Genomic DNA, 15,550 nt, shown 5'->3' on the forward strand with positions numbered 1-15,550 from the left:
ACACCGTGAACCCCCAGACTGCTCCGGCAGCAGAGACACCCAACACCGTCATCAAGGTCACCGGTGTCCTTCCACAGGAAAACTACGACGTCGTAGTGGGCCGTGGACTGCTATCCCACCTTCCTGAGCTCTTGGGTGAGCGGGTCAAAAAGGTTTTGGTCATCCACCCCCGTGCGCTGCGCATGACCGGAGACGCTGTCCGCGACGATCTGGAAGCCGCAGGCTTCACCGCCCTCACCGCCGAGATCCCCGACGCAGAAGAGGGCAAGCACATTCAGGTGGCCTCATTCTGCTGGGAAGTCTTGGGCAAGAACGATTTCACCCGCTCCGACGCCATTGTGGCTGTGGGTGGCGGCGCCGTGACCGACCTTGGCGGTTTTGTTGCAGCAACCTGGCTGCGCGGGGTCAAACTCGTGAACATCCCCACCTCGCTGCTCGGCATGGTGGACGCCTCCGTAGGTGGGAAGACCGGAATCAACACCGCCGAGGGCAAGAACCTGGTGGGTTCCTTCCACCCGCCTGCAGGGGTCCTGGTGGATCTGGATACCCTGGCCACGCTGCCCCCGAACGAACTCATCTCCGGCATGGCCGAGGTCATCAAGTGTGGCTTCATTGCCGACCCCATCATCTTGGATTTGATCGAGGCCAACCCGGACGCTGTCAAGGACCCCGCATCGCCGGTCCTGCGTGAATTGATTGAACGTGCCATTGCCGTCAAGGCGAAGGTGGTCTCCGAGGACCTGAAGGAATCGGGCCTCCGTGAAATCCTGAACTACGGACACACCTTGGGCCACGCTATTGAACTGGCCGAACGCTACTCCTGGCGCCACGGCGCGGCCGTTTCTGTGGGCATGATGTTCGCCGCCGAATTGGCTCGCAGTGTGGGCCGTCTCAGTGATGAGGACGCTGACCGTCACCGCACCATCTTGGATCTGCTGGGTCTGCCGCTGACGTACCGCCGGGACCGCTGGCAGGCGCTGCTGGATGGCATGAAGCGCGATAAGAAGTCCCGCGGGGACCTGTTGCGCTTTGTGGTCCTTGACGGAGTAGGTCGGCCCGGGATCCTCGATGTCCCTGACCAGTCACTGCTCTTTGCCGCCTACCAAGAGATTGCTTCGTAATATGGGATTGAAAGATTGGCCCTCTGCCGGTTTTCCCGGGATAGCCGTGAACCCCGAAACACTCATGCCCGAGGTCGTGGACGAAGATGCCTGCACGCTGGCACTGAAAGAATCCGGTGACGCGGCGGATCGGGTGTTTGTGCTCCTGGCCCGTGGACTGACTGCCGAGGCTGCCGAGGCGGCCGCCGATGCCCGCCTGATCGATCCTGGCTCCTTGCGCCTGCAGGTGCTCGATGCCGAGATTTTACGCGCTAGCAAGCACTATGACAGGGCTGAGCGAATCCTTCGCGGGCTACTGCCGGAGGTGAGTGGCACACCCATGGAGCCGTGGGTTTTCCAACAACTCGGCAAGGTCCATTTCAGCAGCGGAGCCTTTGAAGCGGCTGCGAAAATCTTCGCTACCGCACTGGAACTCAGGGTCGCATCCGGATCCGACGCCACGGCTATCTACTCCGCCACGGTGTCGCTCAAGCGGGCGCTGGACCTAGCAGAACGCGCCTAAAGGCCCCTCGAGACCAACGGGAGTTCACCTCACTGGCGGCAGGCCGGCGTCGTGCTTGTCGTGGTGGGGTGAATCATACGGCGCACCGTGGCTGGATGCGGTAGTATGGTCAATGGATTTTTGATAATACTTATACGCTAAGAGGCAACTGTGGCAACGACTAATGACATTAAGAACGGAACCGTTCTCAAGCTTGAGGGCCAATTGTGGAACGTCATTGAGTTCCAGCACGTCAAGCCGGGCAAGGGCGGTGCGTTCGTTCGCACCAAGATGCGTAACATTCTTTCCGGCAAGGTAGTTGATAAGACCTTCAACGCTGGCTTGAAGATTGAAACCGCCACTGTTGATCGCTCCGACTTCCAGTACCTGTACCAGGACGGCGAAGACTTCGTGTTCATGGACAACGACAACTTCGATCAGCTCACTGTCTCGGCTAAGACTGTTGGCGACGCCACGAACTTCATGCTGGAAAACCTGAACGTGACCATCGCGCTGCACGAAGGTAACCCGCTGTACATCGAGCTGCCGCCGTCGGTTCAGCTGCGCATCACCTACACCGAGCCGGGCCTGCAGGGCGACCGCTCCTCCGCTGGCACCAAGCCTGCAACCGTTGAGACCGGCTTTGAAATCCAGGTCCCCTTGTTCGTTGAGAACAACACCTTGGTCAAGGTCGACACCCGCGACGGTAGCTACCAGGGACGTGTAAGCGAGTAGTGGCAAGCACTAAAGACAACCCCTCGGGCAAGCCGAACTCGGCACGTAGCAAGGCCCGCCGCCGAGCCCTGGACATCTTGTTCGAGGCCGAGCAGCGCGAAGTCAGTGCCATGTCGGCGTTGACGGCGCGGCGCGAAATCGCCGACCAGATCATCAACCTCTACACGGTTGACGTGGTCGAAGGCGTGACGGCAATGACCGAGAGCATTGACGAATTCCTGCAGACTTACTCACAGGGCTGGACGCTTGAGCGCATGCCCGCCGTGGACAGGATCATCCTGCGCATCGGCACCTGGGAACTGCTCTACAACGACGACGTCCCCGACGGTGTCGCTGTCAGCGAAGCCGTGGAACTGGCGAAGATTCTCTCAACGGATGAATCACCGCAGTTCATCAACGGTCTCCTGGGCCGATTGCAGCAGATCAAGCCGACACTCCTGGCTTAAACGCACCACCACATGACCCGAAGCCGGGTTCAACTAGACCGCGAATCCGTGCTCTAGCTGAACCCGCTACGGGTCATTTTGTTTTGCCCCGGTGTTTGATTCACCTGGCGAGAGTCAGGACTATACAGTTGTTGTTGACGGCTGGGACTACCCGACAGCGCTTGGTCTTATCTGCGTACCTGACGCAGATGCCATTGCACGCGTCGCTAAGAACTTTTCGTCTCCTGTGGCATTCTGAAAAGAGAATCTGGTCTCTTGAATCTTTTCTAGCCTTCCCCTTGCTACCTATTGTCGATTGCAGGGGTACCTGTATTTGTGCTCCTCGCTCGCTAACGCCATCTCGCGTGACTCAGCGGTCGTAGCATGGGAGACACTAGTTGAGGGTCCGCCAAGACTGTGCAATGTGCACGGGGTGCGTTTGGGTTTCGATATCCAAGCTTCGCAATTGCCCGCCAATAATCTATTGAACTTCCTGTCATGAAGAACTGATGTGGGAGTGCGGTGCGTATTCCTCAACTCGATCCCCTGTATGCGTCGAGTTGAAAGAAGGCGAACATGAATGTCGTTCGTTCCACGAGTTCCGCGAGCACCACGGACCCCCTAGTAGCCCCTGATGCTTCCGTAATTGCGCCACCGCCAGGGCGAAAGCGGACTGTTTTGTATGTCGCGCTCTTTGTCGGTGTACTGATTGTGAACGCCGTCTTGTTTCTTTTCGGCGCCGTGGCTGGATGGTGGCGCCCACAGGCATCAAGCCTGCAATTCCTCGCTGCGATCTCGCAGTTAAACCTGCTTTTGGCGACTTTGCCTCGCCAGAACTGGATGGTGAACCTGATTTCGGCGGTCGCCACCCGGGCCCCTGTGTCGTGGCCCTTGGCGTTACGCTGGCGCTTAGCCCAGTATTACCATGTGGGTGGCCTGCATGTGGGAGGGGCTTTGGCCGGAACAGCGTGGTATGTGATTTACGTAGTCCTTTTGGGGCCATCATGGGCCGATGGAGTCGCTGGGTACGACGATGTTTCGGTTCTGATTGCGTTGCTGGTCGTCATCATCTTGCTGGCTATCTGTCTACTGGCCCGGCCTAATTTCCGAAGGAAACACCACGACGTCTTTGAAGCGTCGCACCGCTTTGGAACGTGGCTGGTGTTGCTGTTGGCATGGAGCAACACCGTGGTTCTGGCCAAGTTGCAGACCCCCCCCACCGGAGTTTTGGTGAGGCGCTCTTGCTCTCGCCCATTTTTTGGATGCTGGTTGTTTCCACTTCTCTGGCGATCTGGCCCTGGTTGTTGCTACGGAGGGTCGCCGTGACAGTGACAAACCCGTCCAGTCACGCTGCCGTCGTGAAACTTGACCACGGCTACGTCCCCCACGTTGGCACCACCCGTTCCATCAGTCGGCATGCTCTCTTTGGATGGCACCCTTTCGCCTGCGTTCCGGCCGTGGCGGGTGAACCCGGTTACCGCATGGTCATCTCGCGCGCTGGTGGGTGGACGTCAAACTTCATTGACAATCCGCCAACGCACGTGTGGGTAAAGGGTATTCCCACGGTCGGCGTGGCCAACGCCAAGCGACTCTTCAATAGGGTTCTTTATGTGGTTACGGGCAGTGGGATCGGACCAGTTCTAGGGCACCTGCTCACAGATACTCAGGGTGCCCGGCTAGTCTGGGTCACCAAGACGCCGCGTGCAACCTATGGTGACGATCTGGTGAATGAGGTTGAGTCAGCTCAGCCCGAAGCCGTCATTTGGAACACCTCCGAGCAAGGCAAGCCCGACGTCTTTGAAATCACCTACCAGGCCTTCGTGGCCTCCGGGGCCGACGCCGTCATTTGCGTCTCCAACAAGGGTGTTACCGACCGCATCGTGTCCGAATTTGAAAAGCGTGGAACGCCCGCGTTTGGGCCAATCTGGGATTCCTAACACCAGATCCACCACAGAATCAACGGGTGGCTGTGCTTTGCTAGGAGCCCCCTGACACCAGCGCAACAGCCGCCGTCGACGTCACGACGGCGGCTGTTGCGCCTGTGGAAGGAAACTACCGTTGGTGCCGCCACCTGCCATCCTGGCGCACCGGCACCGGCACCGGCCACTAACGGTGCTGTTGCCAGTTGTTCTGCGCGTGAATCTGCTGAGCCTGCACGTTCTGCGCCTGCCATACCGCTTGCGAATGACGGCTCAGCAATTCCGTGCGGACGCCGGTGATCTCATTCAGTAGTTGCATCTCCAGCTCTTGGCCGGCGCTGAATCGGTTCGCCGCGCTGGTGCCAGCGACGCCTCGCGCGTCCACCAGTAACCGCTGCCGGGTGAAGGCCAACCGTGTGGCCAACCGGATAAATTCCTTCATGATGGGTCCTGCCGCAAAGGTCTTGGACCATGTCAAAGCCCGACGCCGGCCAGAACCTGTGGCCAGCATCGGCACCTCCTGCTGGGTGAACCATCCGGACGGGACATAGTCGGCCAGACGGTTGCGGGTCAGTTTCGCTTCTGAACGGCGCAGCAGGATGATGCCCACAATGCTCAGGATGAACAGGGGCACCTGTAGCACCACATAGACCAAGAAGAAGTTGCCGCCCAGGAACGCCGATCCGTTCCACAGCCCGTGCAGGAGCATGGCCGGGACCAATCCCACCACCCAGGCACCGAGAACCATCAAGGTGCCGCCGTTGCGGGCTGCGTAGCCCACGCAGACCCCAAGGGTGGCAGTGAACATGACATGGGCAAAGGGAGACATGAGCCCGCGCATGATGAAAATACCCACCAAGCCGCCCACGGCTCCGTCGGCCTCGGACAGAGCCTGACCAAAGTACAAGATGTTCTCAGTGAACGCGAAGCCTGCTGCGATCATGCCCGCGTAGACCACACCGTCGATGGGGCCATCAAAGGTGCGCCTTCGCAGGAAGAACAGCAGTAGGACGCCAGCGCCCTTGCACAGTTCCTCAACCAAGGGAGCCTGAATCACGGCGCCCACCAAGTCGGCATCCGCCGAAGGATTAGTGCCCATGAGCAGAGGCTGCACCCAGCTTCCTACCAGCAAGGTGGTGATGACTGCCATCCCTGCACCCCAACAGAAAGCCAAAAGCAAAGCGGTGCGGGGTTCTGGCTCCCACCGGTCAATCCACATCAGGGTCGCGATGCAAATAGTTAGTGGAATCAATGCCAGTGCGCCGCAGATCAAAAACACGTTGGCGCCGATCGACAGGGCAAAGAAGGCCAATGTCAGCATTGTTACCAAAGCAAGGACACACAGCAAGATGATGTTGCTCACCTTCGCCGTCAGCCCGCGGCTTCTACGTTTCGACTGGATTGGGGCGGGGTGCGCCCAATAGTCGGGCGTGTAGCTCAACGCGGTTCCCGGTGCCTGCACTTGAGGAAGTGGGGCCTGGGCGTAGTGCGGTTGCTGCTGCGGGGCACCTGCAGCGGAGTTTTGCCAGTGGCCGGGATCAGTCATGCTCTCAAGCGTAGGGCCACCACAGTCTCACTCAAAGATGACGCGCTCACCGCACCCCATTCCCCACATCATCTACCGCCGCACCCGGTATCTACTGCGGCACCCGGTGCGAGCGACACAGGCCCGAGGACCTCTTACGCAGACCCTGACGCAGACCCTCGCGTACGCCTCGGATCACGCTCTGGCACCGCTGTAGCGGACACGGGAGCTACCTGCTGCTGTGGTAGTTTGAGGTGTACGCAATCAACCTTTTAATTCCGTCCAGTGAGGCGGGGAAAGGGGACGCGAGAAAATGAGCAATTCCTCTGCAGCATTTGGGGAAGTTCCATCAACCTCAGCGCCTGTCACTGTGTCCCGCGTGGTTCTCAACGCCGCGGACATTGAACGGGCACTGACTCGTATCGCCTATGAAATCTTAGAAGCCAACAAAGGCTCGCAGGATCTGCTCCTCTTGGGCATCCCGCGCCGCGGCTTCCCGTTGGCTCAACGCTTGGCCGCAAAATTGGCCGCCAGCGATCCGGCGATCGACCCCACCGCCATTGTCGGCCAGCTCGATGTCACCATGTTCCGTGACGATCTAGCCCACCAACCCACCCGAGCACCCCAGCGCACCCAGCTGCCCGTCTCCGGCATTGATGGAAAAACCATTGTGCTCGTCGATGACGTGCTGTACTCCGGTCGCACCATCCGGGCCGCACTGGATGCCCTCGTTGATTTGGGCCGCCCCCGCGCCGTCCGCCTGGCGGTACTCGTTGACCGCGGCCACCGCGAACTGCCTATCAGGGCCGATCATGTGGGTAAGAACCTGCCCACATCCTCGAGTGAAAAAGTACGTGTGCACCTCGTTGAGATTGACGGCGGCATTGCTGCTCATGACGAAGTTGTGATTGAGGCCGGCGCATGAGGCATTTGCTGTCTACTGAGCAACTGAGCCTCGAAAACGCGATTCAAATCCTGGACACTGCTCAGGAAATGAGCGCCGTGGGCGAACGTGAAATCAAGAAGCTCCCGGCCCTGCGGGGCCGCACCGTGGTGAACCTCTTCTTCGAGGACTCCACCCGCACCCGCATCTCCTTCGAAGCAGCCGCAAAGCGACTCTCCGCGGATGTCATCAACTTCAGCGCCAAGGGCTCCTCGGTGTCCAAGGGTGAATCCCTCAAGGACACGGCCCAGACCCTGGAAGCCATGAGCGCTGACGCAGTGGTCATCAGGCACTGGGCCTCCGGCGCCCCCGCGCAGCTGGCCAACTCGGGCTGGATTGACGCCGCCGTCATCAACGCCGGCGACGGCACCCACGCCCACCCCACCCAAGCATTGTTGGATGCGTTCACGATGCGTGCCCACTGGTCCAAGATTCAAGGCACCGCCTCGGTGGGCGCCGATCTAGCCGGCATGCGCGTGCTGATCGTGGGAGATGTGCTGCATTCCCGCGTGGCTCGATCCAACGTCTGGCTGCTGCGTACCCTTGGTGCCCACGTGACCTTGGTGGCGCCGCCCACCTTGCTGCCGGTCGGCGTCGAACATTGGCCTTGCGAGGTCAGCTACGATCTCGACGCAGCTCTGGAAACCGGTGTTGACGCCGTCATGATGCTGCGCGTTCAAGCCGAGCGCATGAACGCCTCCTTCTTCCCCTCAACGCGAGAGTACGCCCGCCGGTGGGGGTTCGACGACGCCCGCCTCGCCAAACTGGATGCCCTGAACCTCAAGGACACCATCATCATGCACCCCGGGCCCATGAACCGCGGCCTGGAGATTTCTTCCGCCGCCGCCGATTCACCCCGTTCCACCGTGCTGGCCCAGGTCCGCAACGGTGTCTCGGTGCGCATGGCGGCCCTGTACCTGTTGCTGTCCGGTGAGATGCGTGAGAACCCCGCACCGGCCGCCCCAGCGCAGCCACTGACTTCACACACTCTGCCTCTTGTAAAGGACCCGTCATGACTTCCGTAAGTTACTTGATTCGTTCGGCCTCCCTCTTGGGTCAGGATAGAGCCGACATCTTGGTGCGCGACGGCGTTATTGCCGCCGTCGGGGAGGGCCTCGCCGCTGATGTGGTGGGGGACGCCACCGTCATCGACGCCAGCGCGTTGGTAGCGCTGCCCGGCATGGTTGACCTGCACACCCACCTGCGCGAACCTGGCCGCGAAGACGCCGAAACCGTTGAAACCGGAACCCGCGCCGCTGCTTTGGGCGGCTTCACCGCCGTCCACGCCATGGCCAACAGCTCACCGGTGGCCGATACCGCCGGTGTGGTGGAGCAGGTTTACACCCTGGGCCGTGAGTCCGGTTGGGTGGATGTGCGCCCCGTCGGCGCCGTCACCGTGGGCCTGGCCGGTGCCCAGCTGGCCGAGCTCGGCGCCATGGCCGATTCCCGCGCCCGCGTCCGGGTCTTCTCCGACGACGGCATCTGCGTGAGCGATCCCGTCCTGATGCGCCGCGCTCTGGAATACGTCAAGGCGTTCGACGGCGTGATCGCTCAGCACGCGCAGGAACCCCGCCTCACCGAAGGCGCCCAGATGAACGAGGGCGTGGTCTCTGCAGATCTCGGCTTGGCCGGTTGGCCAGCTGTTGCCGAAGAGTCCATCATTGCCCGCGATGTCCTGCTGGCCCAGCACGTGGGCTCACGCCTGCACGTTTGCCACGTGTCCACGGCCGGATCGGTGGAGATCATCCGCTGGGCCAAGGAACGCGGCATCTCCGTGACCGCAGAGGTCACCCCGCACCACTTGCTGCTGACCGAAGAACTGGTCCGCAGCTACAACCCGGTCTACAAGGTCAACCCGCCCCTGCGCGCCGACGCCGACGTGCTCGCCCTGCGCGCAGCCCTCGCTGACGGCACCATTGACATTGTCGGAACCGACCACGCCCCGCACCCCAGCGAAGCCAAGGAATGCGAATGGGCTGCCGCGGCGATGGGCATGACAGGCCTGGAAACAGCCCTGTCGGTGGTGCAGGAAACCATGATCGAAACCGGTCTGATGACCTGGGCAGACTTTGCCCGCGTCACCTCCACCACCCCGGCCCAGATTGGCCAGTTGGCCGATCAGGGACGACCCTTGGAAGTAGGGGAGCCGGCCAACATTGTGCTGGTTGACCCTGCAGCCCGCTGGAACGTGGACCCGTACGCCATGGCCACCAAGGGCCGCAACTCACCGTTTGCCGGCTTGGTGCTGCCGGGCAAGGTGGTGGCCACCTTCTTCAACGGCCACCCCACCGTGCTGGATGGCAAGCTCAACACCCCTTTCGTTCACGGAGCTAACTAGTGGATGAGCGGATAGTGCCAGGCATTCTGACGCTGCTGATCGTTGCCGTGGCCTTCACCTTGATGTGGTGGGGCTGGCGCAATAAGCTCAAGCGCCAGGCCGACGTCGGACAACTCCCCGAGGTGCCTGCTGAGCTAGGCGAAGCACTCATTAGCGTCCCGGGACAATACGTAGTCACCACCTCCGGCGGAGACTGGTTGGATCGGCTCGCAGTTCACGGGCTAGGCATCCGAACCCCCGCAGTGGTCCACGCCTACCCGTCAGGGATCCTCGTGGAGCGCTCCGGTGCGCAGGATATTTTCATTGCCAAAGAGCACTTCACGGAACTGGCCACACAAGCCGGGATGGCCGGGAAATTTGTGGAAAAAGACGGGATCGTCGTCATCAGCTGGCTTCTAGCTGGCGCTGAAGTTGACACCGGATTCCGCACCACCGAGGCCGGTGCCAAACACCCGCTGATGGAAACATTGCAAACCTTGCTGCCCGAAGGTGCCAAAATGGCAGATAACGGTTTGTTAGAAAAGATAGAGAATGCAGCACCTGAGGCGCAACCAGACGTAGAACCTGATGTGCAGAACATCGATACACCCGCAGTCGAACGCAACGGAAAGAACAAATCAGAATGAGTCATGCAACCATGCCTGCACAGGCACTTTTAGTCTTGGAAGATGGCCGCACTTTCCGTGGCAGCAGCTACGGGGCACAGGGCACGACCCTGGGCGAGGCAGTCTTCACCACGGGTATGACCGGTTACCAGGAAACCCTCACGGACCCGTCCTACGCTCGTCAGCTGATCATCCAGACGGCCCCGCATATCGGCAACACCGGTGTGAACAAGGCTGACAACGAGTCGGCCAAGATCTGGGCTGCCGGTTATGTTGTCCGTGACGCGGCCCGCCGCTCGTCCAACTGGCGTAGCGAGGGAACGCTCGACGACGAACTCATCTCCCAGGGCATTGTCGGCATCCAGGGTGTTGACACCCGCGCCATCACCCGGCACCTGCGTGAGCGCGGTTCCATGAAGGCCGGCATCTTCTCCGGCGAGGCAGCAGCCCGGCCCGAAGCCGAACTACTCGCAGAAGTCGCCGCTCAGCCGTCCATGGAGGGTTTGCGCCTGGCTGAAGAGGTCAGCACGAAGGAGGCGTACGTCGTCGAACCTGCTGACCACGGCTGGACGGGGGAGACCCTGTTCACCATTGTGGCGCTGGACCTTGGCATGAAGGCCATGACCCCGGCCCGTTTCGCCGAGCGCGGCGTTCGCCTGCACGTGCTGCCTGCCGCCACCACTTTTGAAGAAGCCATGGAGTTGAACCCCGACGGCGTCTTCATCTCCAACGGCCCCGGTGACCCCGCTACGGCGGACCGCCAGGTGGGCTTCGTACGCAGCTTCTTGGACGCCGGGGTCCCGTACTTCGGCATCTGCTTCGGCAACCAGATCCTGGGCCGCGCCTTGGGCTTTGGTACGTACAAGCTGCGTTACGGCCACCGCGGCATGAACCAGCCAGTCTTGGACCGCAGCACCGGCAAGGTGGAAATCACCAGCCAGAACCACGGCTTCGCCGTCGACGCACCACTGGACGGGCCCACCCAGGCTCCCGAGGAGCGCTTCGGTCGGGTTGAGGTCAGCCACATCAGCCTCAACGATCAGGTTGTTGAAGGCCTCTCCTGCCTCGACATCCCCGCCTTCTCGGTGCAGTATCACCCCGAGGCCGCGGCCGGCCCGCACGACGCCGCCTACCTGTTCGACAGGTTCATCAATCTCATGACCGCCTACAAGACATCAGACGCCAGTAAGTCCGCCCAGGGCGAGACCGCACAGAGCCAGACCACACAGAGCCAGGAAAACAAGTAATGCCAAAGAGGGAAGATCTTAAGTCAGTTTTGGTCATTGGCTCCGGCCCGATCGTGATTGGCCAGGCTGCCGAGTTTGATTACTCCGGCACCCAGGCGCTGCGTGTTTTGAAGGAAGAGGGCCTGCGGGTCATCCTCGTCAACTCCAACCCGGCCACCATCATGACCGACCCCGAGTTCGCTGACGCCACCTACGTTGAGCCCATCACCCCCGAGGTGATTGAGAAGATCATCGCCAAGGAGCGCCCCGACGCCATCCTGCCCACCCTCGGTGGTCAGACCGCGTTGAACGCCGCGATCGCACTCGACAAGAACGGCGTGCTGGCCAAGTACAACGTTGAGCTGATCGGCGCGAATATCGCCGCCATCGAGCTCGGCGAGGACCGCGAAAAGTTCAAGGGCGTCGTTGAGCGCTGCGGTGCCGAATCGGCCCGCAGCCACATCATCCACACCATCGAGGAGGCCTTCGCGGCCGCCGAGGACCTGGGCTACCCCATGGTCGTGCGCCCGTCCTTCACCATGGGCGGGTTGGGCTCCGGCCTGGCCTACACGCCGTCGGACTTGGAGCGCATTGTGGGCCAGGGCCTGCAGTACAGCCCCACCACCGAGGTTTTGCTCGAAGAGAGCATCCTTGGCTGGAAGGAATACGAGCTGGAGATGATGCGCGACAAGAACGACAACGTCGTTGTTGTGTGCTCCATTGAAAACTTTGACCCGGTAGGCGTTCACACGGGCGACTCCATCACCGTGGCCCCGGCCATGACCCTGACGGACCGCGAATACCAGAACCTGCGTGACATCTCCATCGCGATCATCCGCGAGGTTGGCGTTGACACCGGTGGTTGCAACATCCAGTTCGCGATTGAGCCCGACACCGGCCGTGTCGTGGTGATTGAGATGAACCCGCGCGTTTCCCGCTCCTCCGCACTGGCCTCGAAGGCAACCGGCTTCGCCATTGCCAAGATCGCGACCAAGCTGTCCCTGGGTTACACGCTGGATGAGATCCCGAACGACATCACCCAGAAGACCCCGGCCTCCTTTGAACCGGCTCTGGACTACGTTGTTGTCAAGGTTCCCCGCTTCGCGTTCGAGAAGTTCCCGGCAGCGGATCCCACCCTGACCACCACCATGAAGAGCGTCGGCGAAGCCATGGCCATGGGCCGCAACTTCACCGAAGCCCTGCAGAAGGCGCTGCGTTCCTTGGAGCAGAAGGGCGCCAGCCTGGACTTCTCCTCCGTCAACGCTCTGGACGTCCCCGATCTGATTGAAGCGGCTAAGCGCCCCACCACGGAGCGTCTCTCACAGGTTCAGCGCGCCCTCCTGGGTGGAGCCAGCATTGAAGAGCTCTACGAGGCCACGGGCATTGACCCCTGGTTCCTAGACCAGCTGGTATTGCTCAACGAAGTGGCCGCGACCATCCGCCAGTCCACCGCGCTGACCCCGGAAATGCTGAAACTGGCCAAGCGCCACGGCTTCTCCGATGTCCAGATCGGTGAGATCACGCACAACTCGGAGGCAGTGGTGCGTGGCGTCCGCCAGGCCCTGAACATCCGCCCTGTCTACAAGACGGTGGACACCTGCGCCGCCGAATTTGCTGCGTACACGCCGTACCACTACTCCTCCTACGATGAGGAAGATGAGATTGCGCTGCACGAAAAGCCGTCCGTCATCATCCTCGGCTCGGGTCCGAACCGTATTGGCCAAGGCATCGAGTTCGACTACTCCTGCGTGCACGCCTCCATGGCCCTGCGCAAGGCCGGCTACGAGACCGTCATGGTCAACTGCAACCCGGAAACCGTCTCCACCGACTACGACGTCTCCACCCGCCTGTACTTTGAGCCGCTGACGCTGGAAGACGTGTTGGAGGTCATTGCGGCCGAAGAGCGCACCGGTGGCGTCATGGGCGTCTTCGTGCAGCTCGGCGGTCAGACTCCGCTGAAGCTGGCTCAGGAACTGGCCGACGCCGGTGTGCCCATCTTGGGTACTTCCCCGGAAGCCATCGACTTGGCTGAGCACCGCGGCATGTTCTCCCGCGTCTTGGACGAGGCCGGTCTGATCGCGCCGAAGAACGGCACTGCCGTGTCCTTCAACGACGCTAAGAAGATCGCCGACGAAATTGGCTACCCCGTCTTGGTCCGTCCGTCCTACGTTTTGGGCGGCCGCGGCATGGAGATTGTGTACGATGAGGCGAATCTGTCCCGCTACATCAAGAACGCCACGGAAATCACCGAGGCGCACCCGGTCCTGATTGACCGGTTCCTGGAAGACGCCATCGAGATTGACGTCGATGCACTCTTCGACGGCAAGGACATGTACCTTGGCGGCATCATGGAGCACATTGAAGAAGCTGGAATTCACTCCGGTGACTCCGCTTGTGTGTTGCCTCCCATCACCCTGGGCAAGGACGTGCAGGAACGCGTCCGTGTGGCTACCCGCGCCATCGCCGAAGGTGTTGGCGTGCGCGGCCTGATCAACATCCAGTTCGCACTGGCTGCTGACATCCTCTACGTGCTCGAAGCCAACCCGCGTGCCTCCCGCACCGTGCCGTTTGTCTCCAAGGCAACTGGCGTGCAGATGGCCAAGGCCGCCGCGCTTATCGGTGTTGGTGTCTCCATCGCCCACCTGCGTAGCGTCCACCACATCCTGCCTGAGGTTGGCGACGGCGGAAAGCTGCCCGACAACGCTCCGGTCGCCGTGAAGGAAGCTGTTCTGCCCTTCAACCGTTTCCGTACGGTGGAGGGCCACGTAGTGGACTCCCTGCTCGGGCCGGAAATGCGTTCCACCGGTGAGGTCATGGGCATTGACAAGCACTTTGACACCGCCTTCGCCAAGAGCCAGGCGGCCGCCAATGGTGCCCTGCCCGTCTCCGGAACCGTGTTCGTCTCCGTGGCGAACCGCGATAAGCGCTCCATCATCATGGCCGTCAAGCGTCTGGTTGACCTGGGCTACGAGATCGTGGCCACCGGGGGTACTGCCGATGTACTGCGCCGCAACGGCATCGCTTCAACTACTGTTCGCAAGATCAGTCAGGAAAGCGCCAACTCCGATGACCAGAGCATTGTGGACCTCATCAATAACGGTGAGATCGACATGATCTTCAACACCCCTTCAGGTGGTCAGGCCCGCGGCGACGGCTACGAGATCCGGGCAGCGGCGGTCTCTAACGGCCGTCCGTGCATCACCACAGTGGCCGAGTTCAACGTTGCCGTCCAGGCCATGGAGGCATTGCGCTCCTACGAATGGGATGTCACCAGCTTGCAGGAGCACGCCGTGGTCCTGGCCGCAGGTCAGGCAGCCCAGAATGCCTAATCCGGAGTCAAGGCTCGACGGCGGCCAGCGAGCGTCCTTCGGCGCCCGGCTCGCCGAGGCGATGACTGCCCGTGGTCCGCTGTGTGTGGGTATCGACCCGCACCCAGGGCTGCTGGCGGTCTGGGGACTGGAGGATTCCATCCAGGGCCTGCGGACGTTTTCCTTCACGGTGTTGGAAGCTGTTGCGCCATTGGCGGCCGCCATCAAGCCTCAGGTGGCGCTCTATGAGCGTCACGGTTCGGCCGGATTGGCCGTGCTTGAGGATCTGCTGGCTGCAGCAGTTGACGCCGACGTCTTGACCATCGCCGACGCCAAACGTGGGGACATTGGCTCCACCATGGCCGGTTATGCCGATGCCTGGCTGCGCGACGGTTCGGCCCTGGCCGCCGATTCGGTGACACTGAGCCCATATCTGGGGTTTGAGTCATTGCGTCCGGCACTAGATCTGGCCGCAGACAACGGCCGGGGTGTGTTTGTTCTCGCATTGACTTCCAACCCGGAGGGCGCTTCGGTGCAGCATGTGGGCGGCAATGAATCGGTGGCCAAGCGCATTGTGCAGGCGGCAGCGCAGGAAAATCAACGCTATGCACAAGCGGCGCTAGGTTCTGTCGGACTCGTTGTTGGGGCAACTGTGGGCAGTGCGCTGAAGGACCTGGACATTGATTTGGCGGCCCTACATGGCCCAATCCTGGCGCCAGGCTTGGGTGCGCAGGGTGCCACGGGTGCCGATATGCAGGCCACTTTTGGGGCGGCATATCCGGCAGTCTTGGGTACCTCGAGCCGGGGTATCTTGGCTGCCGGGCCGAATCTGGCGGCTCTACAGGCAGCTACCACAGAAACGTTGGCCGGGCTGAAATAGCGTCGGCCGTAGTCGCGGCCAGCCAAGAGCAGATTGATTTGCTT

General features: G+C 61.4%; 13 protein-coding genes. 12 read left to right on the forward strand and 1 reads right to left on the reverse strand.

Going from position 1 to position 15,550, the window contains the following annotated elements:
- Nucleotides 1-5 precede the first annotated feature (5 nt).
- From aroB to AB0O97_RS03290, 5 genes are all read left to right on the forward strand, one after another.
- The gene (gene aroB, locus AB0O97_RS03270; RefSeq protein WP_363840423.1) at nucleotides 6-1,121 is read left to right on the forward strand and encodes a 3-dehydroquinate synthase; all 1,116 of its coding nucleotides are present in this window, start codon (nucleotides 6-8) and stop codon (nucleotides 1,119-1,121) included.
- Between the two features lie 46 nt (nucleotides 1,122-1,167).
- Nucleotides 1,168-1,623: a tetratricopeptide repeat protein gene (locus AB0O97_RS03275; RefSeq protein WP_363839848.1), complete on the forward strand. Its 456-nt coding sequence runs from the start codon at nucleotides 1,168-1,170 to the stop codon at nucleotides 1,621-1,623.
- 150 nt (nucleotides 1,624-1,773) lie between these two features.
- The gene (gene efp, locus AB0O97_RS03280) at nucleotides 1,774-2,337 is read left to right on the forward strand and encodes an elongation factor P (RefSeq protein ID WP_363839845.1); all 564 of its coding nucleotides are present in this window, start codon (nucleotides 1,774-1,776) and stop codon (nucleotides 2,335-2,337) included.
- Nucleotides 2,337-2,783 (forward strand): transcription antitermination factor NusB, encoded by a 447-nt coding sequence (gene nusB, locus AB0O97_RS03285; RefSeq protein WP_363839842.1) that lies wholly within the window; start codon nucleotides 2,337-2,339, stop codon nucleotides 2,781-2,783. Before efp ends, nusB begins: the two co-directional genes overlap by 1 nt.
- A 1,301-nt stretch (nucleotides 2,784-4,084) precedes the next feature.
- Nucleotides 4,085-4,699: a hypothetical protein gene (locus tag AB0O97_RS03290; RefSeq protein WP_363879844.1), complete on the forward strand. Its 615-nt coding sequence runs from the start codon at nucleotides 4,085-4,087 to the stop codon at nucleotides 4,697-4,699.
- Between the two features lie 169 nt (nucleotides 4,700-4,868).
- Here the strand turns inward: AB0O97_RS03290 and AB0O97_RS03295 are convergent, their stop codons facing one another.
- Nucleotides 4,869-6,227 (reverse strand): PrsW family intramembrane metalloprotease, encoded by a 1,359-nt coding sequence (locus AB0O97_RS03295; RefSeq protein WP_363879847.1) that lies wholly within the window; start codon nucleotides 6,225-6,227, stop codon nucleotides 4,869-4,871.
- Nucleotides 6,228-6,519: 292 nt separating this feature from the next.
- Here AB0O97_RS03295 and pyrR point away from each other — a divergent pair, with 292 nt between their 5' ends.
- Genes pyrR through pyrF form a run of 7 tightly spaced genes read left to right on the forward strand, consistent with a single transcriptional unit; the run spans nucleotide 6,520 to nucleotide 15,506 of the window.
- On the forward strand, nucleotides 6,520-7,131 hold the full coding sequence (pyrR, locus tag AB0O97_RS03300; protein ID WP_363879851.1) for a bifunctional pyr operon transcriptional regulator/uracil phosphoribosyltransferase PyrR: 612 nt from the start codon (nucleotides 6,520-6,522) through the stop codon (nucleotides 7,129-7,131).
- Entirely contained in the window at nucleotides 7,128-8,165 is a 1,038-nt protein-coding gene (locus tag AB0O97_RS03305; protein ID WP_363879854.1) for an aspartate carbamoyltransferase catalytic subunit, read from the forward strand. Before pyrR ends, AB0O97_RS03305 begins: the two co-directional genes overlap by 4 nt.
- A complete protein-coding gene (locus AB0O97_RS03310) occupies nucleotides 8,162-9,487 on the forward strand; it encodes a dihydroorotase (RefSeq protein ID WP_363879857.1) in 1,326 nt (441 codons plus the stop codon). The genes AB0O97_RS03305 and AB0O97_RS03310 overlap by 4 nt, the downstream gene beginning before the upstream one ends.
- Nucleotides 9,487-10,113, forward strand: a complete 627-nt coding sequence (locus AB0O97_RS03315) for a hypothetical protein (protein ID WP_363879860.1) — start codon at nucleotides 9,487-9,489, stop codon at nucleotides 10,111-10,113. Before AB0O97_RS03310 ends, AB0O97_RS03315 begins: the two co-directional genes overlap by 1 nt.
- Nucleotides 10,110-11,339 carry a glutamine-hydrolyzing carbamoyl-phosphate synthase small subunit gene (gene carA, locus AB0O97_RS03320; RefSeq protein WP_363879863.1) on the forward strand — a complete coding sequence of 410 codons (1,230 nt, stop codon included), beginning with the start codon at nucleotides 10,110-10,112 and terminating at the stop codon, nucleotides 11,337-11,339. Before AB0O97_RS03315 ends, carA begins: the two co-directional genes overlap by 4 nt.
- On the forward strand, nucleotides 11,339-14,647 hold the full coding sequence (carB, locus tag AB0O97_RS03325) for a carbamoyl-phosphate synthase large subunit (RefSeq protein ID WP_363879866.1): 3,309 nt from the start codon (nucleotides 11,339-11,341) through the stop codon (nucleotides 14,645-14,647). Before carA ends, carB begins: the two co-directional genes overlap by 1 nt.
- Entirely contained in the window at nucleotides 14,640-15,506 is an 867-nt protein-coding gene (pyrF, locus tag AB0O97_RS03330) for an orotidine-5'-phosphate decarboxylase (RefSeq protein ID WP_363879869.1), read from the forward strand. Before carB ends, pyrF begins: the two co-directional genes overlap by 8 nt.
- The last annotated feature ends 44 nt before the right edge of the window (nucleotides 15,507-15,550 follow it).

Source organism: Specibacter sp. NPDC078692, from assembly GCF_040686835.1.
Lineage (GTDB): Bacteria > Actinomycetota > Actinomycetes > Actinomycetales > Micrococcaceae > Specibacter.

Coding starts and splice junctions, on each gene's coding strand:
- AB0O97_RS03295 (WP_363879847.1), bottom strand. CDS start 6,227: ATGACTGATCCCGGCCACTGGCAAAACTCCGCTGCAGGTGCCCCGCAG.
- pyrR (WP_363879851.1), top strand. CDS start 6,520: ATGAGCAATTCCTCTGCAGCATTTGGGGAAGTTCCATCAACCTCAGCG.
- AB0O97_RS03305 (WP_363879854.1), top strand. CDS start 7,128: ATGAGGCATTTGCTGTCTACTGAGCAACTGAGCCTCGAAAACGCGATT.
- AB0O97_RS03310 (WP_363879857.1), top strand. CDS start 8,162: ATGACTTCCGTAAGTTACTTGATTCGTTCGGCCTCCCTCTTGGGTCAG.
- carA (WP_363879863.1), top strand. CDS start 10,110: ATGAGTCATGCAACCATGCCTGCACAGGCACTTTTAGTCTTGGAAGAT.
- carB (WP_363879866.1), top strand. CDS start 11,339: ATGCCAAAGAGGGAAGATCTTAAGTCAGTTTTGGTCATTGGCTCCGGC.
- pyrF (WP_363879869.1), top strand. CDS start 14,640: ATGCCTAATCCGGAGTCAAGGCTCGACGGCGGCCAGCGAGCGTCCTTC.